At 55.4% G+C, this 22,572-nt stretch carries 23 protein-coding genes; 14 read left to right on the plus strand and 9 right to left on the minus strand.

What is annotated here, in order from left to right:
• Positions 1-639 precede the first annotated feature (639 nt).
• The 4 genes from RG807_RS09640 to RG807_RS09650 all read left to right on the plus strand — a co-directional run bounded on the left by RG807_RS09640 (position 640) and on the right by RG807_RS09650 (position 3,101).
• Complete coding sequence (locus RG807_RS09640; protein ID WP_309044725.1) at positions 640-1,308, plus strand: HNH endonuclease; 669 nt, start codon at positions 640-642, stop codon at positions 1,306-1,308.
• On the plus strand, positions 1,305-1,715 hold the full coding sequence (locus RG807_RS09645) for a hypothetical protein (RefSeq protein ID WP_309044726.1): 411 nt from the start codon (positions 1,305-1,307) through the stop codon (positions 1,713-1,715). The genes RG807_RS09640 and RG807_RS09645 overlap by 4 nt, the downstream gene beginning before the upstream one ends.
• Entirely contained in the window at positions 1,681-1,968 is a 288-nt protein-coding gene (locus RG807_RS17730; protein WP_353962124.1) for a nucleotidyltransferase domain-containing protein, read from the plus strand. Before RG807_RS09645 ends, RG807_RS17730 begins: the two co-directional genes overlap by 35 nt.
• Positions 1,969-2,210: 242 nt before the next feature.
• The gene (locus RG807_RS09650; protein WP_309044727.1) at positions 2,211-3,101 is read left to right on the plus strand and encodes an ankyrin repeat domain-containing protein; all 891 of its coding nucleotides are present in this window, start codon (positions 2,211-2,213) and stop codon (positions 3,099-3,101) included.
• Positions 3,102-3,254: 153 nt separating this feature from the next.
• Here RG807_RS09650 and RG807_RS09655 read toward each other — a convergent pair whose 3' ends face one another.
• The 4 genes from RG807_RS09655 to rpe form a co-directional block, all read right to left on the minus strand.
• Positions 3,255-4,700: an exonuclease domain-containing protein gene (locus RG807_RS09655; protein WP_309044728.1), complete on the minus strand. Its 1,446-nt coding sequence runs from the start codon at positions 4,698-4,700 to the stop codon at positions 3,255-3,257.
• Between the two features lie 41 nt (positions 4,701-4,741).
• The gene (gene trpE / locus RG807_RS09660) at positions 4,742-6,229 is read right to left on the minus strand and encodes an anthranilate synthase component I (protein WP_309044729.1); all 1,488 of its coding nucleotides are present in this window, start codon (positions 6,227-6,229) and stop codon (positions 4,742-4,744) included.
• Between the two features lie 247 nt (positions 6,230-6,476).
• Positions 6,477-7,166, minus strand: coding sequence for a phosphoglycolate phosphatase (locus RG807_RS09665; RefSeq protein WP_309044730.1), 690 nt, complete (start codon positions 7,164-7,166; stop codon positions 6,477-6,479).
• The gene (gene rpe / locus RG807_RS09670) at positions 7,163-7,864 is read right to left on the minus strand and encodes a ribulose-phosphate 3-epimerase (RefSeq protein WP_309044731.1); all 702 of its coding nucleotides are present in this window, start codon (positions 7,862-7,864) and stop codon (positions 7,163-7,165) included. Before rpe ends, RG807_RS09665 begins: the two co-directional genes overlap by 4 nt.
• Before the next feature lie 90 nt (positions 7,865-7,954).
• Between rpe and RG807_RS09675 the strand changes: the two genes are divergently transcribed.
• The gene (locus RG807_RS09675) at positions 7,955-8,902 is read left to right on the plus strand and encodes a DUF3530 family protein (protein ID WP_309044732.1); all 948 of its coding nucleotides are present in this window, start codon (positions 7,955-7,957) and stop codon (positions 8,900-8,902) included.
• 14 nt (positions 8,903-8,916) lie between these two features.
• Here the strand turns inward: RG807_RS09675 and RG807_RS09680 are convergent, their stop codons facing one another.
• From RG807_RS09680 to RG807_RS09690, 3 genes are read right to left on the minus strand one after another with little or no spacing between them, the layout of a single operon-like run.
• The gene (locus RG807_RS09680; protein WP_309044733.1) at positions 8,917-9,666 is read right to left on the minus strand and encodes a co-chaperone DjlA; all 750 of its coding nucleotides are present in this window, start codon (positions 9,664-9,666) and stop codon (positions 8,917-8,919) included.
• Between the two features lie 4 nt (positions 9,667-9,670).
• Positions 9,671-10,378, minus strand: a complete 708-nt coding sequence (gene murU / locus RG807_RS09685) for an N-acetylmuramate alpha-1-phosphate uridylyltransferase MurU (protein ID WP_309044734.1) — start codon at positions 10,376-10,378, stop codon at positions 9,671-9,673.
• Entirely contained in the window at positions 10,375-11,418 is a 1,044-nt protein-coding gene (locus RG807_RS09690) for an aminoglycoside phosphotransferase family protein (protein WP_309044735.1), read from the minus strand. The genes murU and RG807_RS09690 overlap by 4 nt, the downstream gene beginning before the upstream one ends.
• A 353-nt stretch (positions 11,419-11,771) precedes the next feature.
• On the opposite strand from RG807_RS09690, the gene RG807_RS09695 reads away from it, so the two are divergent.
• The 9 genes from RG807_RS09695 to slmA all read left to right on the plus strand — a co-directional run bounded on the left by RG807_RS09695 (position 11,772) and on the right by slmA (position 20,327).
• Positions 11,772-14,072 (plus strand): LPS-assembly protein LptD, encoded by a 2,301-nt coding sequence (locus RG807_RS09695; protein WP_309044770.1) that lies wholly within the window; start codon positions 11,772-11,774, stop codon positions 14,070-14,072.
• A gap of 75 nt (positions 14,073-14,147) precedes the next feature.
• Entirely contained in the window at positions 14,148-15,503 is a 1,356-nt protein-coding gene (locus RG807_RS09700; protein WP_309044736.1) for a peptidylprolyl isomerase, read from the plus strand.
• Positions 15,503-16,528, plus strand: coding sequence for a 4-hydroxythreonine-4-phosphate dehydrogenase PdxA (pdxA, locus tag RG807_RS09705; protein ID WP_309044737.1), 1,026 nt, complete (start codon positions 15,503-15,505; stop codon positions 16,526-16,528). The genes RG807_RS09700 and pdxA overlap by 1 nt, the downstream gene beginning before the upstream one ends.
• Positions 16,525-17,388, plus strand: coding sequence for a 16S rRNA (adenine(1518)-N(6)/adenine(1519)-N(6))-dimethyltransferase RsmA (rsmA, locus tag RG807_RS09710; RefSeq protein WP_309044738.1), 864 nt, complete (start codon positions 16,525-16,527; stop codon positions 17,386-17,388). Before pdxA ends, rsmA begins: the two co-directional genes overlap by 4 nt.
• Positions 17,381-18,181, plus strand: coding sequence for a symmetrical bis(5'-nucleosyl)-tetraphosphatase (locus RG807_RS09715; protein ID WP_309044739.1), 801 nt, complete (start codon positions 17,381-17,383; stop codon positions 18,179-18,181). The genes rsmA and RG807_RS09715 overlap by 8 nt, the downstream gene beginning before the upstream one ends.
• A 43-nt stretch (positions 18,182-18,224) precedes the next feature.
• A complete protein-coding gene (locus RG807_RS09720; RefSeq protein WP_309044771.1) occupies positions 18,225-18,599 on the plus strand; it encodes a DUF423 domain-containing protein in 375 nt (124 codons plus the stop codon).
• A 7-nt stretch (positions 18,600-18,606) separates the two neighbouring features.
• A complete protein-coding gene (thiS, locus tag RG807_RS09725; RefSeq protein ID WP_309044740.1) occupies positions 18,607-18,807 on the plus strand; it encodes a sulfur carrier protein ThiS in 201 nt (66 codons plus the stop codon).
• An 85-nt stretch (positions 18,808-18,892) separates the two neighbouring features.
• Positions 18,893-19,702: a thiazole synthase gene (locus tag RG807_RS09730; RefSeq protein WP_309044741.1), complete on the plus strand. Its 810-nt coding sequence runs from the start codon at positions 18,893-18,895 to the stop codon at positions 19,700-19,702.
• A gap of 34 nt (positions 19,703-19,736) precedes the next feature.
• Entirely contained in the window at positions 19,737-20,327 is a 591-nt protein-coding gene (slmA, locus tag RG807_RS09735) for a nucleoid occlusion factor SlmA (protein WP_353962125.1), read from the plus strand.
• A gap of 3 nt (positions 20,328-20,330) precedes the next feature.
• Here the strand turns inward: slmA and RG807_RS09740 are convergent, their stop codons facing one another.
• Positions 20,331-21,155: an inositol monophosphatase family protein gene (locus RG807_RS09740; RefSeq protein ID WP_309044743.1), complete on the minus strand. Its 825-nt coding sequence runs from the start codon at positions 21,153-21,155 to the stop codon at positions 20,331-20,333.
• Between the two features lie 56 nt (positions 21,156-21,211).
• On the minus strand, positions 21,212-22,507 hold the full coding sequence (locus RG807_RS09745) for a pyridoxal phosphate-dependent aminotransferase (RefSeq protein ID WP_309044744.1): 1,296 nt from the start codon (positions 22,505-22,507) through the stop codon (positions 21,212-21,214).
• Positions 22,508-22,572: the final 65 nt, after the last annotated feature.

A 22,572-nucleotide genomic window follows, 5' to 3' on the forward strand; every position in this document is an offset into this window, starting at 1 on the left:
AGGAGATATACAGCGCACCTTGCCTGAGGTTTGGCGCAAACAAGCAGAGGATTATTGCAGTCCCCCGCCTTGGGTACAATATCGGGCGGGGTGGGAGGCCTTTATTAAGCCTGCGCCTGAAGAGCAAAATGCCGTGCTTAAGCGCACCGTGTTCGCTGGTGGGCATGATGAACGCGCGAGCGGGTGCAGGCGTGGCAATTCGCACCATGCTGGTTGCCTCTGGTGAAGGTTACTGTATTGGTTGGGAGCCAGTTCTCAGGCTTTACTGAAAAAAGGCGTCACTGTTAGTAAGCTTTTGATATGGTTGCTGGAGTGAAGCGCTGGTTCGAATTTGGAGGGGCGGAGTTATACGAACGCATTCGCAAAACTCCAGAACTAATCAGGGGAAAATACGGTAACTAGCTGATAGGGATTGAAATTTGAAACGGGAAGGGTGGAATTATACGGCCATGGTGGATTCGGTAGTAGCTAATAAAGGGCGTATAAATCCGGCGGCAGTCGTGATGGCAAATCCTCAAGTGGCTGTTTTAATTGAAGAAGGTTTTGTTTTTGGGCGTGCGTTCTAATGGGGTTTTACGAATGCGTGATATAAGAACTCGTTCGTATAATTAGCTGTTAATCAACCAAACGGAGGAAGGTTTGGCAATTTCAGACCCGGACACCAAAATGCTATGGGGAAGAGCCGCAGGCATCTGCTCTAATCCCACTTGCAAAGCTGACTTAACCGGCTTGGTTGAGCAGGGAAACTACAATGTGGGAGAAATGGCTCACATTATCGCCAAGAGTGCAAAAGGCCCGAGAGGAGCGGGTGCGGGCGGGAGTGACTCTTATGACAATCTGATTTTGCTTTGCCCCACTTGTCATCGCCACATTGATAAATCACCAGATGGGACGTACACGGTCGAGCAACTTCATGCTTGGAAAAAGCAGCATGAAGACACGATCAGAGCTCAAGCTTCTGAGCTCCGATTCTCTGATCGTAATGAGCTTGTAGAAGCGGTTTCAAGGCTATTAATTGAGAATCGCAGTATCTGGATGGAATACGGTCCGGAATCCATCCCGGCCCAGAATGATCTTGGCTCGAATGCTCATAGAATTTGGAACTTACGAAAGTTAGACACTGTGATTCCAAATAACAATAAAATCATCAACATGATTGAAAATAACTCTAGCCTGATAGATGCCGCTGACTACCAAGAATTTATAAACTTCAAAAATCATGCTAAATCTTTTGAGCAGAATCAATATACTAGGTTGGATCACTACGTAACATTTCCTCAAAGTTTTGCAAAGGCTTTTAGTTTATGAACAACGGAAGTAATAACTGGAACGTGCCCTACAGCCAGATTACCTGGTTTTCAAGTTTGCTCGATTCGCATGGTAATGTTGAAGATTTCGAGCGAAGCCAAGATATTGTTTTTGACGTCAAACGGAAAAACCAAAAGGATTCGATTAGGATAGTTTGTCTAAATAAATATACCATGGGCCAGACTATGGTTTCGCGAATTTTAAATGAATTCGAAGGAGTGAATATCATTTACATAGGCGGAAATTGGAACGGTTATACATCGGAAGCGAAGGAATTTTGCGTTGATTCAAATATAGGTATTTACGTTTCAGGTGAGATTAGTGGCGCACTTTGGAAAAATGAATTTTGGTCATATTATAAAAAAGATGAAGATGGAAATAGAGTCATGTTTATCCGAGAAGAGTAACTTATTGGCAGTGTATGGATTCGGCTCCTTTTTTCGAGGAAGTAACTCGTATTCCGATATAGATCTATTGGTCGTCTGCCGAGATAACTCTGATGATGCTCTGGAACTTTATTATCATGTACTACGTAACCTTCACTTCAAAGAAATTTCCACAGGCGTTCCGATTGATATTACGTTTTTATCACTTTCAGAATTTGAGTCCCAGCCGTTGAGAGATATGGCTGAGTTGGTGCCTTTATGGCGCCATCAATGATTAACAAGTGGCTGTTGTCGGACGCACCTACGCTGGCGCTTCGGTGCGCCGCAAAGCCAAGCGTTATGCACCAATCAGGAATTGAACATATGTGGGTGAACTAGAGGCAGGCACAAGCAAAGAAGAACGCTTCATCCGGTAACCTGGCTTGGCGGTGATGCCTAGCCCGCGTTCGCGCCGAGGCCGGCGCTCCCGGCTTTTATCAGAACGCCCAGAGCGACAAAGGAAAAGGAAGACCACCGATGCACCCAACCAACCGAACAATAGCCCGCCTGCCATCTTTGCTGATTATCATACTGCTGGCATTGCTGGTCAGCGGCTGTGAAAGGCCCTCAGAAAATCATGATGATGTGCTGGCAGAGTTGGACCGGCGCGGAATCAGCATCGATATCGACGGTATGAAAGCCGCGACAAGAACACGCAGCAATGACGGCGCCTTTCTGTTTGATGAGATCGGCTTTTTCGACAATATCAATGATGCTGACCTGAAGGAGACGTTGATCCACGCCGTCAAGTCCCGCAATTTTGGGCTAGCCCGGGTGCTGGAACGCCTCGACAACAATGTACAGTTCGACGCGAAAGAATTTCAGAAGAGCCTTGATAATACTGTCCAGAGCGGCTCTGCTGCGCTGACCTCCGCGTTACTCAGGCATGGTGCTCGGCCCGGGTCTGAGACCCTGTTCCGGGCTGCTTATGCTGATGATTACCAGCAGGCAGAGATGCTACTGCAGTACGCCCCCCACTTTACCGGTGAGCAGAACAGTGAAGCCGTGAGAATGGCAGCGCGCCTGGGCAACCTGCAGACGCTCAAGGCGTTTGTCGAAAGTGGCAAAGCCCCCGATGAGCAGATCTATCCGGCACTTCTCATGGGCGCCCTGACTGAAAAGGGTGCGGTGGTCAGGTATCTGGTGGATTGGGGGGTTCCGGTAGACTACCCCGACAGCGACGGCTGTACCGCTCTGCATTATTTAGCTCAAGACGGCTTGGTAGAGGATGTGCGCTATCTGGTCAAGCAAGGTGCGACGGTCAACCCAAACTGTCGCGGCAAGGAAACGCCTCTGAAGTGGGCCCACTACGGCAAGAACCAACCGGTGATTGATTATCTGCGCAGCGTCGGCGGTATCCAACGGTAAACGCTGGCAAAACGGTACGGAGAGAACCGAGACAGGCATCTATGAACACGTCGTTCATTGCCTGATTTGCGTCAATTGATCGCAAGTGATGTGCGAACAACAAAGCAGCTGTGGATCAGGCTCTGTAGCAGTCATTGGCTAAACCAATGCTATTCAGGGCATAAGAACATCCGGCGCTCCTACGGCCGGTAGCTCGATCAGGGCGTAGCTGTTATTGGCACTGCCTATTAGTGCTTTGACCAGTAGCTTGTAGGAGTCCAGGTCAAAGGTGACCGACTGGCCAGACAGGGAGAGATCATAGAGCTCTTGTTCGTCATGCACCGTGGTCACGTGAATCCAGTTATAGATCACCAGAATATCGGGCTGAGCCCCGTCATCCCGATTCTCCACGATAGCGACCGGCCCTTTCCATGGCCAGGTTTGCAAACGCAGTTGATGAAAGGCGATCTGTGCCCTGAGATTGTAACGGGTCACATCTTCAATCCCTTCGCAGGCTCCTTTGCACCGCCCTAGCGTGCGCTGAAAACAGGGGCCGTCACGTTCGGGCTCCAAGCCTAGCAGTTGATTACACAGTTCGTTTTTTGTGGCAATGCCGGTTAAGGCTCGCTCGGCATCGCGTTTGCTTCGAAACAGGCCGTAATAACTGGCAAGCCGATGCGGTTCTATTTCCCGTACCAGCCGCGCCTGCAGGTAACCGGAATTGTTCGGTGCCAGCTCGATGCTCACCAGGTTTTTCGCTGCGCGTGATCGCCGGTTGAAAAGCGGGCTGAGGGTTTTGATCTGTCGAAGCTCCAGCAACAGTGCTCCGAGTTCGCCGGCGGTTTCGGTGTATTCGATCCGACGCAAGCTTTCGGAAATGCGCAGGCCCTTGCTGGTGTTGTGATCGCCGGAAAAATGCGAAGCCACTCGTTGGGCAATGTTGGTGCTCTTGCCCACATACAGAAGCACCTCGTTTTCGCCGTAAAATCGATAAACCCCTGGACCGCGTGGTAAATCACTCAGGGTGTCCGGCGGCAGGTGTGAGGGAATGCTCGGCCTTTGCAGCAGAGTGGCAATGGCCGCCTCCATTTGAGCGTCGCCTTTTTCCGCCCGTGTGTGGGTGAAAAACTCGAGCATGGCTGCAACATCGCCCATGGCCCTGTGTCGCTGCACCTGTGCCAAGCCATGGCGTTCAATCAGCGTGTCCATGTTGTGCCTGCGAAACTCCGGATACAGGTGCCGGGACAGCTTCACCGTGCACAGAACCCGCGCTGAAAACAGCCGCCCGAGCCGGCGGAACTCCGATTTTATGAACCCGTAATCGAAGCGCGCGTTGTGGGCAACAAACACTGTGTCGCGCAACTTCTCTTCGAGAGTATCGGCTATGGTTTCAAACGCGGGTGCATCGGTGACCATCGCGTTGGAAATGCCGGTCAGTTGCTCGATAAAGGGGGAAATGCGCATGCCTGGATTGAGCAGTGTTTGCCACTCGCCCACAACCTCACCCGCGCGCCAGAAGCGGATCCCTATTTCAGTAATACGGTCGTGGGATGAGTTCCCGCCAGTGGTTTCAATGTCGAGAAACGCAAACGTGGTTTGTTCGAGATGGTTGGTTGTCATTGTCTCAAACCACGCGACCGGCAGGTGTTCCGTTTATGATATTAGTGATCGTAATCGTTGTAGGTCATGGCAACCGCCTTGAAGATGGCCCGGCCCTTATTCATGGTTTCTTTCCATTCCATGCGGGGAACCGAATCGGCCACAATGCCCGCGCCGGCTTGAATGTGCAGGGTGTTGTCTTTGATCACGGCGGTGCGGATTGCTATGGCGGTGTCCATGTTGCCGTTGAACGACAGGTAGCCCACCGCTCCGCCATACACGCCACGTTTTACCGGCTCCATTTCATCAATGATTTCCATGGCCCGAATCTTTGGCGCGCCGCTCAGTGTGCCTGCGGGCAGGGTAGCGCGTAGTACGTCCAGGCAACTGGTGTTTTTGTCGAGGCGGCCGGTCACGTTAGAGACAATGTGCATCACGTGGGAATAACGCTCCACGATCATTTTGTCGGTCAGGCGCACGGTGCCGGTTTCGGATACCCGGCCGGCGTCGTTGCGGCCCAGGTCTATGAGCATCAGGTGCTCGGCGATTTCTTTCGGGTCGGCCAGCAGCTCTTTTTCCAGTGCCTTGTCTTCAGCATCGGTGGCGCCACGTTTGCGGGTGCCCGCAATGGGTCGTACGGTAACTTCTTCGTCTTCCACCCGCGCCAGAATCTCCGGTGACGATCCAACAATGTGGAATTCCTCAAGGTCGAGGAAGTACATGTACGGCGACGGATTGAGCACCCGAAGCGAGCGATACAGGTTCAGAGGAGGGGCTTCAAACGGGATGGACATGCGCTGGGAGATGACGGTTTGCATCACGTCGCCGTCCAGCACGTAGCCTTTGATTTTATCCACAGCTGCTTCGAACTTGTCTTGCGAGAAGCCAGAGACAAAATCGCTTTCGTCCACGGTTTTACCACGCAGGTGTTCCGGTGTACGGGGCGCGTTGGCGGTGGTGCGGTGCAGCTTGTTTTCCAGCTCGTCGATGCGGGCCTGAGCTTGTTCGTAGGCCCCTTCCACGGCCGGGTCAGCGTGTACGATCAGGTGTAATTTGCCGCGCAGGTTGTCGAACACCACAATTTCGTTCGATACCATCAACAGAATGTCTGGCGTGCCGATTTTGTCGGGCGGGCAGCTCTGGCGCAGGCGCTTCTCAATGTAACGCACTGTGTCGTACCCGAAGTAGCCTACCAATCCGCCATTAAAACGGGGTAGCTCAGGCAAGTCTGGTGCGTTGAAGCGATTCTGGTATTCGTCGACAAAGGCGAGCGGGTCTTCCACCTCGGCCTGCTCCACCACTTTGCCGTTCTGGCTTACTTCGATGCGATGGTCGTAGACTTTCAGCACTTCACGGGAAGGCAGGCCGATGATGGAATAACGGCCCCATTTCTCGCCGCCCTGAACGGATTCAAACAGGTAGGAGTAAGGCCCGCTGGCGAGTTTGAGATAAGTGCTTAATGGGGTGTCCATGTCCGCAAGTACTTCACGATACACGGGGATACGATTGAAGCCGGCTTGTGCCAACTTAAGGAATTGCTCGGAGTTCATGGTCGGGTTTCCTGGGATCTGATCTGCGTTCGAGCAGGCAAACAGTATTGTAGGTTTGGCCTGTCGGGTGGTGGTGTTGAGCGGGCAGGGGCGCGCTTTTCGCCGGGCTGAGTATTTTCAGCCGGTACGCCATCGCCACCATCGTGTTGCGCGGGTAGTTAGGACGCCTCGCGCGGCAGTCAGATTCAGTCCCTGCACGGCAGGAATCTCCCGAATTGAAAAAAATTAAAGTCCAAGAGCTGAGAGGTTACAAAAGCTCGCTCAGGGAATCAACTACGGCGTCTGCACCCAGTGTCTGCACCGAACGGCCAAAGTTATAGCCATAGGTGACGGCAACGCAGGGAATGCCCGCAGCTTGAGCGGCACTGACGTCCGCTGCAGAGTCGCCAATCATAACGGTGGTCCCCCGGCTGCCGTTCAAGGCTTTCATGGCATGGAGCAAGGGGCCTGGGTCTGGCTTTCTTGTTTCCAGGGTGTCGCCACCGATCACCAGTTTGAAGTGGTGATCCAGCCCCAACTGCTTTAATAGCGGCCCAACAAACTGTTCTGGCTTGTTGGTCACCACGGCCATAGGGCAGTTGCGTTCGCTCAGGGATTCCAGACAGGCTTTCACACCGGGGTATACCGCAGCATGTTGGCCATTGAGCTCCTGGTAGTTGGCATAAAATAACGCCAGAGCATCGTCAAACAGGGCTTCATCTGCAGGGCGCGCAGGCTCCCAGTCAGCTTTGCCGGCCAGGGCACGCCGCATCAGTATGGGAGAGCCGTGGCCCACCCATTGGCGCACTTGTTCAAGCCCGGCGGGTTTGCGCCCAAGCTGTTCAAGGGTGCGATCAACCGCCGCTGCAAGGTCCGGCGCGCTGTCCACCAGGGTACCGTCAAGATCAAACAGGGCAACCCCGGGCCAGCGGGCATTAAACAGGCCGGCCAGGCTCATTGGTTTGGCACCTGGTGGCCCAGTGTGTTGCGGGCCTGCTCCAGCTCCTGACGCATGGCGTCGATGGTGGCTTTGTAATCGTCGGTATTGAAGATGGCAGAGCCTGCAACAAAGGTGTCTGCGCCGGCTTCGGCAATTTCACGGATATTGTCGACTTTTACGCCACCGTCGATTTCCAGCCGGATGTTGTAATTGCTGGCATCAATGCGCTTTCGGGCTTCCCGAAGCTTGTCTAGGGTGCCGGGAATAAACTTCTGACCACCAAAGCCCGGGTTGACCGACATCATCAGTACCATGTCGAGCTTATCCATCACGTGGTCCATGTGATGCAGTGGCGTGGCCGGGTTGAACACCAGACCTGCTTTGCAGCCGCCCTCGCGAATCAGTTGCAGGGAGCGGTCAATGTGCTGGGACGCTTCCGGGTGGAAGGTGATATAGCTGGCACCGGCGTCTATAAACATGCGGATCAGATCATCCACCGGCGACACCATCAGGTGCACGTCGATGGGTGCGGTAACACCGTGTTTACGGAGGGCTTCGCATACCATGGGTCCAATGGTCAGGTTGGGCACATAGTGGTTGTCCATAACGTCGAAGTGCACCACGTCGGCGCCTGCGGCCAGTACGTTATCCACTTCTTCGCCCAAGCGAGCAAAATCAGCAGACAGAATCGATGGGGCAATCAGATAAGGATTCATCACGATTCTCGCAAACAATTGGCAGCCATTAATAATAATGACAGTCTAACAGTACCAGAGCGTGTTTTCGTAGCCAGAGGAGCTGGAACTGTGCGCCGAATCAGAACAATTAGTAAAAGCATGTATCGCTGGCGCATTTCCGGTTGCCTGTTGATCGTTATGCTGGCAGTTGGCAGTACACCCACAATTGCGCAGGATCAGGGCGCCGATGCTGAGCCCCCGTCATCCGCAGCGACCGAAGCGCGGGGTGTTGTTTCGTCCGGATTGGGTGAGTGGGGTCTGAGCCAGCGTTTTCCAGACTCTGCGCTCTGGCTTGAGATTGAGGACGGCGCCCGCACACTGTCGCTGTTCTGGCCCGAGACGGACACGCCGGCAAGAGGTGCCGTGATCATTCTGGCGGATGAAGGCGAGAACGCGGAATCCGGTCTTGCTGGGGCTTTGGCTCGGGAATTAGCCCATCGCAAACTGGCGGTGCTTAGCTTAGGTTTAGAAGCACCTCCAGCCGCCCTCGAAAAGATACTGGAGCGCCCGCAGCTTGCACCCGAGGCCAAACTTGAAGGGCAGGGCTCGAAGTCTGGTGTTCCTGCCACGATTGACGTTATGGCTGCGGAGGCCCCGGGGGATCAGGAAACTGCCTATCGGGAGCGTATTCGCGAGGAGCTTGCGGCCGGAACCGCGGAGCTCAAAAAACGTGAATATGAGGTGGTGGCCCTGGTCGGTATAGGGCGGGGCAGTAATCATGTGGTGACCTACGCAGCGGAGCTGGGAGCGCCCCCTGCGCTGATCTGGGCGGGGCCAAAGTTTTACCCAAGCGATGCAGGGCGGCTGTCAGCCACACTGGAGAAAGCCGCTGTGCCGCGTATTCTGGAGTTATCTTTATCCGTTGAAAGCGGGGAGCGAAAGGCGAGCTTGGCTAGGGCCGGGGTACAAGGTTTTAGTCTGCAGGCTGTGGGTTCCGGCACGGAATTTTTGCCACGGGATGGAAAAGCGCTTGCGGGCAGGATAGCTGCCTGGTTAACACCGGATGCACGACAATAGCGGATGCTGAGATATCAGAGGCGACGCCGAATCAAGTCCCAGGCCTGCTGGTAGGCTAGCAACCGCTCTTTGGCCAATGCCCGTTCGGTGGAGGTGAGTTGCTGTTGTGCCAGCTTGTCCGGGTGGCACTCGGAGACCTTTTTGCGGTATGCGCGCTTGATGGTTGCCACCGGGTCTCGCCTTGTAACACCCAGCAGGGCGCAGGCCTGTTCGAGGTTGACTGGTGTGGAAGGCGCATTGTTGATATCACCCCATACCCGGCTGGCGTAGCTGTCGAAAATGTCTTCGCTGATGCTGACCGGCATACCAATGTGGTCAATGGTATCCTCGCAGCGGTAACGGCGGGGTTTGCCTGGTCGGCCTTTGAGTTGGGCAGCATGGCACAGGCAAATGGCCATCTTCAGCGCAGGGGTGGGCCAGGCACGATGGCTGAGCCTGAGTGTCAGCCCGGTAAGTGGCGGCAGGTTTTTCGATGCTTTGCCGTGCTGGAAGCTACTGATGGCCTTGTGTCTTTGGCGCTTTGACAGTCTTAGCGCCGTAATAAGGTTTTCTGCAAATTCTATGTCCTGCTCCGAAACCCGACCCTCTGCTTTTGCAATGTAACCCAGAAGGAAAAACAGAGGGCGCCGACACCAGCGGGGCAGGTTGGTTTGGCCAATCAGGGTGTGTGCCTGGTGGCTGGACGCTGAAAGTTTGTGCAGCAGGGTGGAAAATTCGGCTTCCATTCGCGGCGGCAGGGCGGGTTGCGCTGAATGAGTCGCCATCGGGCTAAGACTCCTGAGCCGCCAGTTGCTGATCCAGCGCCCGTAACCGCTCAGGCGTTCCGACATCAACCCAGCTGCCAAGATGGTGCAGGCCGGCTACCCGGCTTTTTGCCATGGCCGCTCGCAGAACGGGCCCAAGCTTGCCAGCTTGATCAGTCAGCCCCTCAAACAGCCGTCTGTGCAGGAGGCTGATGCCGGTAAAGGTCAGCGTCTCACCCTCCTTGCCGGCGCACTTTTCGGAAAGCAGGCCGTTGTCGTTCAGACAAAAATCACCCTTTCGGTGATGCACCGGGTTGTCTGCCATCACCAGAATGGCGTCGAGAGAAGACTGATCGCCGGGTGCCGGCGGCTGTAACCGGGTCAGGTCAAAGTCGGCCCAGATGTCGCCATTGATAACCATAAACCACTGGGTGTCGTCGGATGCGAGTAGCGGCAAGGCGCGAACGATGCCGCCGGCGGTTTCCAGTGGCTCGCCTTCCCGTGAGTAATGCAGCGATAAACCGAACCGTTCGCCGTTGCCCAAGGTGTACTCGATTTGCTCGCCGAGCCAGGCGTGGTTGATGACCACGTCGCGGAAGCCGGCACGGTTCAGATGCTCAAGGTGATGTTCAATGAGCGGTTTGCCGCCTGCGCTAAGTAAGGGCTTTGGGGTGGTCAGGGTGAGTGGTCGCATGCGCTCTCCCTTGCCGGCTGCTAGAATCATCGCTTTCACTGAATATGCTCCTGAGCCGGAATTGGGCCAATCAGCTCTTCAATTCGCGGTACGGCGATTGCAGCCAGCCAATCATGGAAATGCCTCAATGCAGGTTGCTGCTTGCTGGCGGTGAGCAGGTAGCCGACAGTGCGGGGAATGTCCTCAAGATAGCGAGTCTTGCCGTCACGCATGGCCAGGCGGGCAAAAATGCCGGCGGCTTTCAGATGGCGCTGCATGCCCATCAACTCAAACCACTGGCGGAAGGTATCCTGGTCTGCACGGTGCACCCCTGCTTGCTGGCTTTGTTTGCGGAAGATTTCCAACCACTCACAAATACGCTCTTCAGGCCACTGGATGTAGCAGTCCTTGAGTAGCGATACGGCGTCGTAAGTCACCGGTCCGGATACAGCATCCTGAAAATCAATCACACCGGGGCGAGTGCCCTGTTCCCGCACCAGCAGGTTTCGGGAATGGTAATCCCGGTGTACGGTGACCTCCGGCTGGGCCAGAGCACTCTCGCGGAGCAATGCGAAGGTGGTGTCGAGCATGGATTTCTCGATGTTGTCGAGCTCCAGTCCCAGGTAGCCTTTCAGCAACCAGTCCCGGAACAGTGCCATTTCACGGTTCAGCAGTGCTGCATCATAGGCTGGCAGAGGGTAGTCCGGTTGTGCGGGAATCTGCTGGATCAGCACAAGCTCGTCCAGCGCACCCTGGTAGAGGGAATCTGCGGTATCCGGGGTTAACTGGCCCAACATCAACTGGTCACCAAAGTCCTCCAGCAAGAGAAAACCGCGCACCGGGTCGGCTTCAAAGATCCGGGGAACGGCAATACCGGACTGACGCCAATACCTGCCGATGTGAACGAATGGCCCGCAATCCTCCAGTTCAGGAGGTGAATCCATAACAATAAATGGGGTTTGGTTGCCGCTTGCATCCGTTTTGCAGACCCGAAAGTAGCGCCGGAAACTGGCGTCGCCGGAAACGGGTTGGGCTTCGGCGTTCTCAAAGCCGGGGAACTGGCTGACCCAGGCGGTCAGCATCTGCAGGCGGTTATCCATAGCTCGGGCAGTTATCCTGGAATAGTGTGCATTGAAACATAGCGTTGGTTAGCCGGAGTTGCGCCGATAAGATGCGCTCTCTTGTTGGCTCCTTTGGAAGGAGTATAAAGAGGCTAAGCCGGATTTGCAGCGGAGTTTCGCTTATCCGGCCCCGTTTCCGTTAACAAGCCTCCGGGGCACGTGTAAACTAGGCCGCTGTTGTGTGTGTTTAGATGCCCTGTTGCGCTATTCACACGCCTTCACGCATCTGGAACAGGAACCTTGCTACCGTGCCAATGTCCGACAGCTATCTGCAGGCGCAGAAAGGCACATTGCAACGCCGGTGTGCGAGCCTGTTTGCGGGGCTTGCCCTGATGTCAGCAACCGGAGTGTCTGCTGAGGCGCTTGCTCCGTCTGCGGCAGAGCTGGATTGGCGCCCAAAAAATCAGCTCCCGGATGCGGTCAGGAATTCATTGCCAACCTTTTGCTCAGGTGGGTATTTGCCATCGGGTGGCGACGAAAACGGTTCGGCCGTTTTTGGAGGTAGCGCGGATGAGGCTGAGGCCCTGCAAGCCAGCGGCCTGAATGCCCGTTATGAAATTGACAGCGAGCTGTATCTGCAAGGCGATGTAAAGGTGCGCCAAGGCAACTTCCGGGTGACCGGTTCTGAGGCGCGGTACAGCCAGAGTGCCGGCCAGCTTACGATTGAAGGCCCCTTGGTGAGCCGTGGCGAAGGCTTTTTATTGACCGGCGAGCGCGCCGAATACAGCGTGGATTCCGGGCGATTCGATATCAATACGGCGACCTTTCTGCTGCATGGTCCGGAAATGCGGGGCAGTGCCGGAAGCCTTTCCCGGGTGGATGATTCCCGGGTAGAAATTCACGACGGCATGCTCACCACCTGTGGCCCGCAGAAAAACGACTGGGCGATTGTGGCCTCCGAAATCGAGCTGGATCAGACCGAAGGCTTTGGAACCGCCAAGCACGTTCGCCTGGAGGTTCTGGATGTTCCGGTGTTTTATTGGCCCTACGCCAGCTTCCCCATTGATGACCGACGCAAAACGGGTTTTCTGTACCCGCAGTTTGGTTCCTCCAGCGCAGGTAGTGGTGCATACATTGCCACGCCTTATTACCTGAATCTGGCACCCCATTACGATGCTACGTTCACGCCGCAGTACATCCATGGCCGCGGGTTGTTCAATGAGGTGGAAGGCCGATACCTCAGTGGGCTTGGCGAGACTACCTTGCAGGTGGGATATATAGATAACGATTCGGCCTATGCAGATGACAACCCTGACGAATCCGGCCAGCGCTGGGCGTTGGATGCGTCCACCCGGGCAGAGTTTGGGAGTGGCTGGAACGGCTATGGCGATTTTTCTGTGGTCAGTGATGAAGACTATCTGAGCGACCTGAACCGTAGTCTGGCAATAAATCAGGCCACGCACCTGCAGCGTATTGGAGGCGTGCGCTATCAGGGGCCAAACCAGTATTTTGATGTGTATCTCAATGATTATCAGACCGTCAGCGACCGAATTGCCCAAGCGGATAGGCCATACGCTCAGCTGCCGGATGTTGTGTATGCCGGAACCGCCAAAGCCGGCTTGTTTGAGGCCGGTCTGGAGAGCCAGTACACCTGGTTCTATCGCGACAACGATACGCTGACGGGGCTCGACAAAGCGAATGGTCAGCGCTTTCGTGCACGGCCAGAATTGGCATTACCAATGCGCGCCCTATGGGGTTATAGCCGCCCATCGGTGAGCCTGGACTACACCCGCTACGAGCTGGAAGATTATAGCGCCGGAACGGAAGGGTTCGACCGCACGGTGCCTGTGGTGGAGTGGGACAACGGCCTGTATTTTGATCGCCAGACTAATCTGTTTGATGTGCCCTACAACCAGACCCTTGAGCCCCGGCTGTATTACGCCTGGGCTGATGCAGAAGCAGATCAGAACTACATCCCGTCGTTTGATACCGCAGTGCAGACCTTTCGCTTTGAGCAACTGTTCCAGCCTGATCGTTTTGTGGGCGGCGACCGGGTAGGCGAAGCCAACCAGCTCACCGTGGCGTTGACCAGCCGGTTCAACGATTTGCTTACCGGCGCGGAACGGGCTCGCTTCAGCATTGGTCAGGTTCAGTACTTCGAGGATCGTGAGGTGACGCTGTTTGGTGAAGGCGGAAGTGATCGCAGCCGTTCGCCGCTTGCCGGAGAGGTGGTGTTGAATCCTTTGCAGAACTTGCAAATCCGGTCTTCGGGGCTCTGGGATCCTGAAACCGGTGATACGGAAGAGGGTCGCAGCCAGCTGATCTTCCATTCGCAGGACTACCGGTATCTGGCGAGTGTTGGCCATACTTACAGCAAAGGGGAGCTGGACCAGTCTGATATTGCGGCGGTTCTCCCGGCAACAGACCGTGTTAGTCTGATCGGCCGCTGGGTGTACGATTCGGATCTCGATCGTACCGTCGGCTCTTTGGCAGGGATCGAGTACAACAATTGCTGCTGGAGTGTTCAGGTGGTTCACCAGAATTACCTGACAGATGATCAGCAGCTGGACAGCCGTATACTGTTCCAGATTCAGCTAAAAGGCCTGGGTGGCAGTGGCGGGTCCTCTTCGTCGATCTCTGAAGCTATATATGGGTTCGATGAGCGCGAGCAGCGCCGTTTCGGAACCCGCTGATTCGTTTTGCCCTGACGGCAACTGTGCCATTCCGGTACCTTATCCGCAGGCTTATTTCTTCATTATGAGGTGATTATGAAGGCGACGATTCGCCAAGGTTTTCAGACACTGCTGATGCTGTTGGCAGTGGCGCTGTCTTTTTCGGTTCAGGCTGAGCGTAAGCTGCTCGACCAAGTGGTTGCTATCGTGGATGACGATGTGGTTCTTCAATCCGAGCTGGAGGCGCGAGTCAGCACCATTACCGGTCGTCTGGCGGCTCAAGGCACAGGCTTGCCTCCACGTCGCCTTCTTGAGGAACGGGTTCTTGAGCAGTTGATTACCGAGTCTGTTCAGTTGCAGATGGCCGATAAAATGGGCATGCGCATCAGTGATAACGAGCTGAACGAAACCCTGGCCAACATTGCCAAGAATAACGGTATGAGCCTGACCGAGTTTGAGAACCAGCTGGCAGCGGAAGGCGTAAGTTACCGCCAGGCACGGGAACAGATTCGTCAGGAAATGCTCTCAGGTCGCGTTCAGCAACGGCAGGTTGGCAACCGTATTCGTGTAACAGACAGGGAGGTTGAGAACTATCTTCTGGCGCTGGAATCCGGCGGCGGGAACGACGCGGAATATCGACTGGCCTATATTTTTATCGAACTGGATAACCCCGCTGATGATGCCGCGGTAGATGCTACCCGCGAGAAAGCTGAAGCACTCCGCACTGCCATAGTGAACGGTCGCGATTTCCGTGAAGTGGCCGTTGCGGAATCCGATGCCAGCAACGCTCTTGAAGGCGGAGATATGGGTTGGCGTGCCGAGCGCCAGTTACCATCACTGGTTGCGCCGGTTGTGCCAGCGCTTGAAGTAGGCGTGCCCTCGGAGGTTCTCGAGAACAACAGCGGCTTCCATATGGTTATGGTGATGGACAAGCGCGGTGGTGCCCAGAAGCAGGTCATACAGCAGAACCTTGTGCGCCATATCCTGATTCGGCCTTCTGGAGCGGTAACGGATGCAGAGGCGGAAGCCACTATTCGGGATCTCTTTCAGCAGCTGCAGGACGGTGCTGATTTCGCCGCGTTGGCAAAACAGTATTCAGACGACCCCGTGTCCGGTTCTGACGGCGGCAATCTTGACTGGGTAAGCCCCGGGCAAATGGTGCCAGCCTTTGAGCAAGCCATGCAGGAAGCCGAAGTTGGTGAGTTCAAAGGGCCGTTCCGCTCGCAGTTTGGTTGGCACATCCTTTTGGTTGAAGAGCGTCGCCAGAAAGACATCAGTGTTGAAGTGAAAGAGGCGGAGGCGCGCCAGACTATCTATCGCCGCAAATTCGACTCCGAGTTGCAAAACTGGCTCCGGGAAATCCGGGATGAAGCCTTTGTTGAGCTAAAAGGAGAGTATGCAACCGACACTACGGAAGAAGAGGCCGGTGAGTCTCAGGAAGCTGCGGAATAATGAGCGATGAGGTTGTACTGGCCCTCACGGCGGGTGAGCCTGCCGGCATAGGCCCCGAGCTATGCTTGCAACTGGCGGCAGCACCGTGTGATGCCGGTGTGGTGGTTGTCGCCAGCTTGCCACTGCTGGAGGCTCGGGCCCGGCTTCTGGGCCTCAACGTTGATCTGCATCCTTGGCAGCCCGGCATGGCACCAAAAAAAGATGCGGGTGAGCTTTCGGTGTTGCATGTTGAGGGTTGTGCATCGTTTCATGCGGGCAAACTGGATGTTGCCAACAGTCACTATGTGCTGGAAACCCTCAAGATTGCCGCTAAGGGCTGCCTTGCAGGTGATTTTGATGGCATGGTTACTGCGCCCGTTCACAAAGGCATCATCAACGAAGCCGGAATTGCATTCAGTGGCCATACCGAATTCCTGCAGGAGCTCTGCGAGGTTGAGCGAGTGGTCATGATGCTCGCCACAGAAGAGCTGCGAGTGGCGTTGGTAACAACTCACTTACCCCTGAAGGACGTATCCGCCGCGGTTACGCCGGAACGGATTACTCAAGTCGCGACCATTCTGAATGCCGACCTGAAAAAGTTTTTCGGCATTGAGAAACCAAGAATTCTCGTTGCCGGCCTGAACCCCCACGCCGGGGAAGGCGGCCATCTTGGCCGGGAAGAAATTGACGTTATCGAACCAACGCTTGAGAAGCTTCGCTCTGAAGGCATGCAGCTGATCGGTCCGCTACCGGCAGATACACTGTTCACACCGCATTGGCTTGATGATGCCGATGCAGCTCTGGCTATGTACCACGATCAGGGCCTGCCTGTGCTCAAGTTTCAGGGTTTTGGGCGTGCTGTAAACATTACTCTGGGTTTGCCCATTGTGCGCACATCGGTGGATCACGGCACTGCTCTGGATCTTGCCGGTACAGGCAAGGCAGATTCCGGCAGTCTGTACACGGCTATCCGGGTGGGCGGGCAAATGGCTCGCTCCCTCAAATCTGCGAATCGCAAAGCCCCCAACAAAGAGACATCTGAGTGAGTAAAAAAGCCGGACATCAGGCCAGAAAACGGTTTGGCCAGAACTTCCTTCACGATCCGGGCGTCATTGAACGCATTGTTCGCGCCATTCACCCAAAGCCGGACGATGCCATTGTTGAAATTGGCCCCGGCCTCGGAGCGATCACCGAGGAAATTCTGGCGGTTAATCCAAAACTGCAGGTTGTGGAGTTGGATCGTGACCTGATCCCTGTGCTGCGCACCAAGTTTTTCAACTACCCGGAATTCCGCATTCACGAAGCTGACGCGCTCAAGTTCGATTTCAACCAGCTTGTGGATGAGAAGCCTCTGCGCATTATTGGCAACTTGCCCTACAACATCTCTACGCCGCTGATTTTCCATCTGCTGGCCCAGTCGGGTGTGGTGCAAGACATGCACTTCATGCTGCAGAAAGAAGTGGTGCAACGTATGGGCGCTGTACCCGGCGATAATAATTATGGCCGGCTGGGGATCATGACCCAGTATTTCTGCAAGGTTCAGCCTTTGTTTGAAGTGGGCCCCGGTGCATTCCGCCCTGCGCCAAAAGTGGATTCCGCCATTGTGCGGCTGGTTCCCCATAAGGAACTGCCGCATCCGGCCAAGGATCTCGTCACATTGCAGGCGGTGGTACGAACCGCATTTAATGCTCGCCGGAAAACCTTGCGTAAGGCCTTGGCTGGCATGGTGACGGTAGAGCAGTTACAGGCTCTGGGTATCAATGATGGCCTTAGGCCCGAAAATCTCAGCCTGGCGGATTTTGTGAGCATTGCGGACTTACTGGTCACTGAAAAAGGCATTGATCCACCGGGTGTCCAGACCGGCGAAAATGATGCAGGAGACTTAAGCGGAGATAGCCATGACTGATTACGCCATAGGCGATATTCAGGGCTGTTATGACCGTTTGCAGGACGTCTTGGCGAAGGTGGATTTTTCGCCTTCCCGTGATCGCCTATGGGTGGCAGGTGATCTGATTAATCGTGGCCCTTCCTCACTTAAAACGCTTCGTTACATCGAAAGCCTGGGCGATTCTGCAGTGGTGGTTCTCGGCAATCACGACCTGCACCTATTGGCTTTGGCCCTTGGTGGCCATGAGCCAAAGCGCAAGGATACGCTCAAGGGAATCCTGAAGGCACCCGATCGCGATAAGCTCTTGGGCTGGCTGCGACAGCAGCACCTGTGTGTGCATGACCCTGAACGTAACCTCATTATGGCCCATGCGGGAGTGCCCCACATCTGGAGCATTCAGCAGGCCCTGACCAGCGCACGGGAAGTGGAAGAGGTGATTCGCGGGGAGCAGGCCGGGGAATACTTTGCGCTGATGTACGGAAACCAGCCGGAAGGCTGGAATGAAGACCTGACAGGCATGGATCGCTGGCGGGTGATCACCAACTATTTCACCCGAATGCGTTTTATTGCCCAGGATGGCAGACTTGAGCTCACCGCTAAAGAGTCTGTTGGCAGCGCGCCCGAGGGCTATGCCCCCTGGTTTGAATTCCCCCGCACGGATGACTTGCGCGTGATTTTCGGCCACTGGGCTGCGATTGAAGGTGAAACAGGCAAAGACCGCTTTATAGGTCTGGATACTGGCTGCGTTTGGGGCGGAGCGCTCACCATGATGAACCTGGATACTGGAGAGAAAATCCACTGTGATTGCTGAATCGGCAAAGCCATATACCTCTGGCCTTATGCGTCTGCCTATTATGATCGGAGCCTTCTTTGCGCTCACGGCTGTGATGGCCGGGGCGTTTGGTGCGCATGGCCTGCGTAACCTGGCGAGCGAGCGCAGCCTGGATGTTTTCCAGACGGCGGTTACCTACCAGATGTATCACGCCATCGCGTTGGTGTTGGTTGCTTTGCTGACAGGCTTTGGGCTTTCACGGCGGTTGCTCGGGCTGGCCGCAGGCTTTTTTGTGGCGGGCATTCTGTTGTTCAGCGGCAGCTTGTATACACTGGTGCTGACTGACATACGCTGGGTTGGCCCGGTTACGCCTATGGGCGGTGTCTGTTTTATGATCGGCTGGATATTGTTGCTGACCGCTGGCGTGGGCCAGCAAACGAATCAAGAGAGAGGTTAGGAGCGTTATGCAGGTTCAGGTAAATGGCGAAGCCAAGGTACTCACAAAAGGTGCCACCGTTTCATCATTGTTAGAAGAAATGGCACTGACTGGCAAACGGCTGGCAGTGGAAGTAAATGAGGACATAGTGCCTCGCAGCCAGCACGTCGAGTTTACCCTTAACGACGGAGATCGCGTTGAGGTGGTACACGCCATCGGGGGCGGCTAATCCCCATCTGGCTGGGCTGGAAGCCTGGCTGTGATATGCATTCTCATAAGATTACATCCTTACGTTTTACCAACCCGGAAACACTATGACCGACACACCAGAAATCCTCCTGCCCGAAGATAAACCGCTTGAAATTGCTGGTCGCATTTACCAGTCGCGATTGCTGGTTGGCACCGGGAAATACCGCGACCTGGCGGAAACAGGCCGTGCTATTGAAGCGAGTGGTGCTGAAATTGTAACCGTGGCGGTTCGCCGTACGAACCTGGGCCAGAATCCGGATGAGCCCAATCTTCTGGATGTGATTTCCCCGGACAGCTTCACCATCCTGCCCAACACGGCCGGTTGTTATACCGCCAAAGACGCAGTGCGTACCTGCAAACTGGCACGGGAACTTCTCGACGGTCGCGATCTGGTCAAACTGGAAGTGCTGGGTGAGCACAAAACCCTGTACCCGAACATGCCGGAAACCTTGGCGGCCGCGGAAGCGCTGATTAAAGACGGCTTCAAAGTGATGGTTTACTGCTCAGACGACCCATTGCTGGCCACGATTCTTGAGGAAATGGGCTGTATTGCCGTAATGCCTCTGGGCGCACCTATTGGCTCCGGGTTGGGCATTCAGAACCGTTACAACATCCGGTTGATTGTCGAAAATGCCAAGGTTCCGGTGTTAGTAGATGCGGGTGTAGGTACAGCCTCCGACGCTACTATTGCCATGGAGTTGGGTTGCGACGGTGTTCTGATGAACACTGCCATTGCTCAAGCCAGAAACCCGATCAAGATGGCCAATGCCATGCGCCTGGCGATTGACGCTGGCCGAGAAGCTTATCTGGCAGGCCGGATGCCCAAAAAGCTCTACGCAAGTGCATCCTCGCCCCTTGATGGCACTTTCTTTTAATTTCTATTCTGATTAAGAGCGCTGCAGTATGGCCATAAGCGATCAGAAGCCCAGTCGCCGGGAGGCAATCCTCCACGCCCTTTTGGAGCTCCTGGAAAAGGACCCCGGAGCCAGAATCACCACGTCTGTTCTCGCTAAATCCGTTGGTGTGACTGAGGCGGCGTTGTACCGCCATTTTCCCAGTAAGCGGAAGATGTTTGAAGCGCTTCTGGAGTTTGCGGAAGATGCGGTGTTTTCCCGCTGTCAGGTAATCCTGCAGGAGCAGGACGATGTGCGCGTGCGATTGCAGCAGTTGGCGCATCTGGTTTTGGTGTTTGCCGAACGTAATCCGGGTTTGTGTTGTGTTCTCACGGGCGATGCGCTGATCGGCGAAAACGAGGCATTGCGCAAGCGTGCTTCCCAGTTTTTCGAGCGCCTGGAAACCCAGGTACGGCAAACCCTGAAAGAAGGCGAGATTCGTCAGGGCTTGCGGCCACGCACCAGTGCTACCCGGGGTGCGGACTTTGTTCTGGTGTTCATGGAGGGCCGCATTCAGCGATTTGTACGCTCATCGTTCTCCCGATTGCCCACAGCTGATTTTGACGAAAGTTGGGACTTGGTTGCTGAGGCTATTTGGCCTGAATAAGCCTCATTCGTAGCCAGAAGCAGAGCGAAGAATCTGGCGTATGGGCTCCCAGATAGCAGGCGCCGATATCAGAATGTCGCGCCCCCAAAGGTCGGCCGGATAACCGTCGGGCACTTCGCTGAAGTGGCCGGCTGTGGCGCCGGCTTCCAGTGCAATCAGGCGTGCGGCGGCAAAATCCCAGGGGCTGACGTTTTCGTAGTAGATATCCAATCGGCCGCAGGCTACCCAGCAGATGTCCAGGGCAGCCGAACCAATGCGGCGCAGGTCGCGGCACTCATGGATCATCGCGTTCAGACGGTTAACCAGAGGAGCCAGGTTGTCTTTGGTGTAAGGAAAACCCGTTGCAAACAGAGAATCCCGTGGAACCGTCGCACCGCTGTGGGAAATCGGATTACTGTTGAGCGTGGCACCGTCGCCGCGGGTTGCGCGGAAGGTTTCGCCGGGGAAAGGTGCATGTACCACGCCGGCCTGCACGCGGCCGTTTTCTGCGTAGGCAATGGACACAGCAACCTGCGGATGTCCGTAGGCGTAGTTTACGGTGCCATCAATCGGGTCAACAATCCAAAGAGGTGTTTCGAGGTTCTCGGCCTGGCTGAGGTCCGGAGTGTTTTCCTCTGACAGAATTCGATGATCCGGGAAGCGTTTCTGAATGGCGCTGGTGATGAACTCATCGGCCATGATGTCGGCGTGGGTCACTAACTCAGCCTGGTATTTGTATTCAGTACGGAGGGTGTTGTTGTCACGCTCCCGACGAATCAGCTCTCCGGCTTCAATAGCCAGATCTTCTGCGAAATCGGTAATGTCCCGCAGGGAAACAGAATCAGACATGGCGCCCCCTTTAAAACTTCTCTGAAGAGTGAGGGCGCCAGTCTACCACGGCTTGATCAGAGGCTGTTCAGCCAGGCTTCCATCTTGTCCATAGCCTTCACCAGGCGAGGGCAGGCTTTCTCGATGAAGTCATCCCCCAACTCTTGATCGGCCTGATCCTCACCGGCCAACTGCAGGGCACCAGCACCGTCAAAGTCGACGAACGCCAGGCGCGCGCCCAAGTGATCGGGAGCAAACCCGAAGTCACTGGCTGGCAGAATGGCCACGCCGGTGCTCTCCAGCAAAGACTGGCAAAACGCCTGGCTGGTTTTGATGTCTTTTCTTGCAAGCTCGTCCCGGAAGTTGGAGAAATCCGGGAACACATAGAATGCACCTTCGGGCTTTTGCACAACCGCGCCCATGGCGCTCAGACGGGTGTGTATGTACTCACCCACCACTTTCAGCACGCGGCGGGACTGTTTGAGGTATTCCTCAATATCATCGCCACCGTCAAACGCGGTAATCGCAGCATATTGAGTGGGCGCGCTGGTGGACGTGTAGGTTTCGCTGGCGATGATGGCCATGGCGTCCTGCAGGGCGCGCAGCTCCTTCGGGAAGATGAAGGTGCCCAGTCGCCAGCCTCCGGCGCCCGCCCACTTGCTCAGACCAGTGCTGATAATGGTGCCCTCCGGGTAGTAGCGGGCGATGGATTTGTGCTTTCCTTCGAAGTGCACTTCGCCGTAGATCTCGTCGGAGAGGAGGATGAGCCGGTATTTTCTGGCCACATTGGCAATGGCCAGCAACTGGTCGTCTGTGTAGGTACACCCGGTTGGGTTGGACGGGTAGTTGAGAATCAGAATACGCGGGCGCGAAGCGTCGTCCCGGCAAATGATGTCCAACTCTTCAGCGGTGAGCTGCCAGTTGTTTTCTGCATGGGTCGGTAGCCAGTGTACTGAACGGCCGATGATGCGTGCCTGGGGTGCGTAGGAAACCCAGCTCGGGCGTGGGATGAGCAGGTCGCCGTAGTAGGCCAGTTGCAATATGAACAACAGCTCCTTGGAGCCTGGGCCGATCAATACGTCTTCCCAGGTACATCGCATGCGCTCGCTGCGGTTGATATATCCGGCAATGGATTCACGCAGGCTTTTCAAGCCCTTGACCGGCAAGTAGTCCTTTTCGTGGGCGTGCTCTTTCAGCGCATCCACTACGCGCTGGGGGACTGGAAAGGGGGATTGCCCGAGCCCGAGCTTGATGATGTCCTTGCCTTCGGATTTGAGCTGGTTGCTTAGCTCGTTGATCCGAAGCGTGGCGGAAGGCTGTATGCCTCGAACGTTCAGGTTAATCGCAAAGCGCTGGTCGTTATGGATGTCCATTGTCTCAGTCTGTTGGTTGGGAGTGGCCCCGACAGTATAGGAAACCCAAACATATCTGTGGGTGC

The organism is Marinobacter sediminicola, assembly GCF_031157525.1.
GTDB classification, from domain to species: domain Bacteria; phylum Pseudomonadota; class Gammaproteobacteria; order Pseudomonadales; family Oleiphilaceae; genus Marinobacter; species Marinobacter sediminicola.

Excerpts from the sequence above, each read along its gene's own strand:
- RG807_RS09645 (WP_309044726.1), top strand. The coding sequence starts at position 1,305 with ATGAACAACGGAAGTAATAACTGGAACGTGCCCTACAGCCAGATTACC.
- RG807_RS17730 (WP_353962124.1), top strand. The coding sequence starts at position 1,681 with ATGGAAATAGAGTCATGTTTATCCGAGAAGAGTAACTTATTGGCAGTG.
- RG807_RS09650 (WP_309044727.1), top strand. The coding sequence starts at position 2,211 with ATGCACCCAACCAACCGAACAATAGCCCGCCTGCCATCTTTGCTGATT.
- RG807_RS09655 (WP_309044728.1), bottom strand. The coding sequence starts at position 4,700 with ATGACAACCAACCATCTCGAACAAACCACGTTTGCGTTTCTCGACATT.
- trpE (WP_309044729.1), bottom strand. The coding sequence starts at position 6,229 with ATGAACTCCGAGCAATTCCTTAAGTTGGCACAAGCCGGCTTCAATCGT.
- RG807_RS09665 (WP_309044730.1), bottom strand. The coding sequence starts at position 7,166 with ATGAGCCTGGCCGGCCTGTTTAATGCCCGCTGGCCCGGGGTTGCCCTG.
- rpe (WP_309044731.1), bottom strand. The coding sequence starts at position 7,864 with ATGAATCCTTATCTGATTGCCCCATCGATTCTGTCTGCTGATTTTGCT.
- RG807_RS09680 (WP_309044733.1), bottom strand. The coding sequence starts at position 9,666 with ATGGCGACTCATTCAGCGCAACCCGCCCTGCCGCCGCGAATGGAAGCC.
- RG807_RS09690 (WP_309044735.1), bottom strand. The coding sequence starts at position 11,418 with ATGGATAACCGCCTGCAGATGCTGACCGCCTGGGTCAGCCAGTTCCCC.
- RG807_RS09695 (WP_309044770.1), top strand. The coding sequence starts at position 11,772 with ATGTCAGCAACCGGAGTGTCTGCTGAGGCGCTTGCTCCGTCTGCGGCA.
- RG807_RS09700 (WP_309044736.1), top strand. The coding sequence starts at position 14,148 with ATGAAGGCGACGATTCGCCAAGGTTTTCAGACACTGCTGATGCTGTTG.
- pdxA (WP_309044737.1), top strand. The coding sequence starts at position 15,503 with ATGAGCGATGAGGTTGTACTGGCCCTCACGGCGGGTGAGCCTGCCGGC.
- RG807_RS09715 (WP_309044739.1), top strand. The coding sequence starts at position 17,381 with ATGACTGATTACGCCATAGGCGATATTCAGGGCTGTTATGACCGTTTG.
- RG807_RS09720 (WP_309044771.1), top strand. The coding sequence starts at position 18,225 with ATGATCGGAGCCTTCTTTGCGCTCACGGCTGTGATGGCCGGGGCGTTT.
- thiS (WP_309044740.1), top strand. The coding sequence starts at position 18,607 with ATGCAGGTTCAGGTAAATGGCGAAGCCAAGGTACTCACAAAAGGTGCC.
- RG807_RS09730 (WP_309044741.1), top strand. The coding sequence starts at position 18,893 with ATGACCGACACACCAGAAATCCTCCTGCCCGAAGATAAACCGCTTGAA.
- RG807_RS09740 (WP_309044743.1), bottom strand. The coding sequence starts at position 21,155 with ATGTCTGATTCTGTTTCCCTGCGGGACATTACCGATTTCGCAGAAGAT.
- RG807_RS09745 (WP_309044744.1), bottom strand. The coding sequence starts at position 22,507 with ATGGACATCCATAACGACCAGCGCTTTGCGATTAACCTGAACGTTCGA.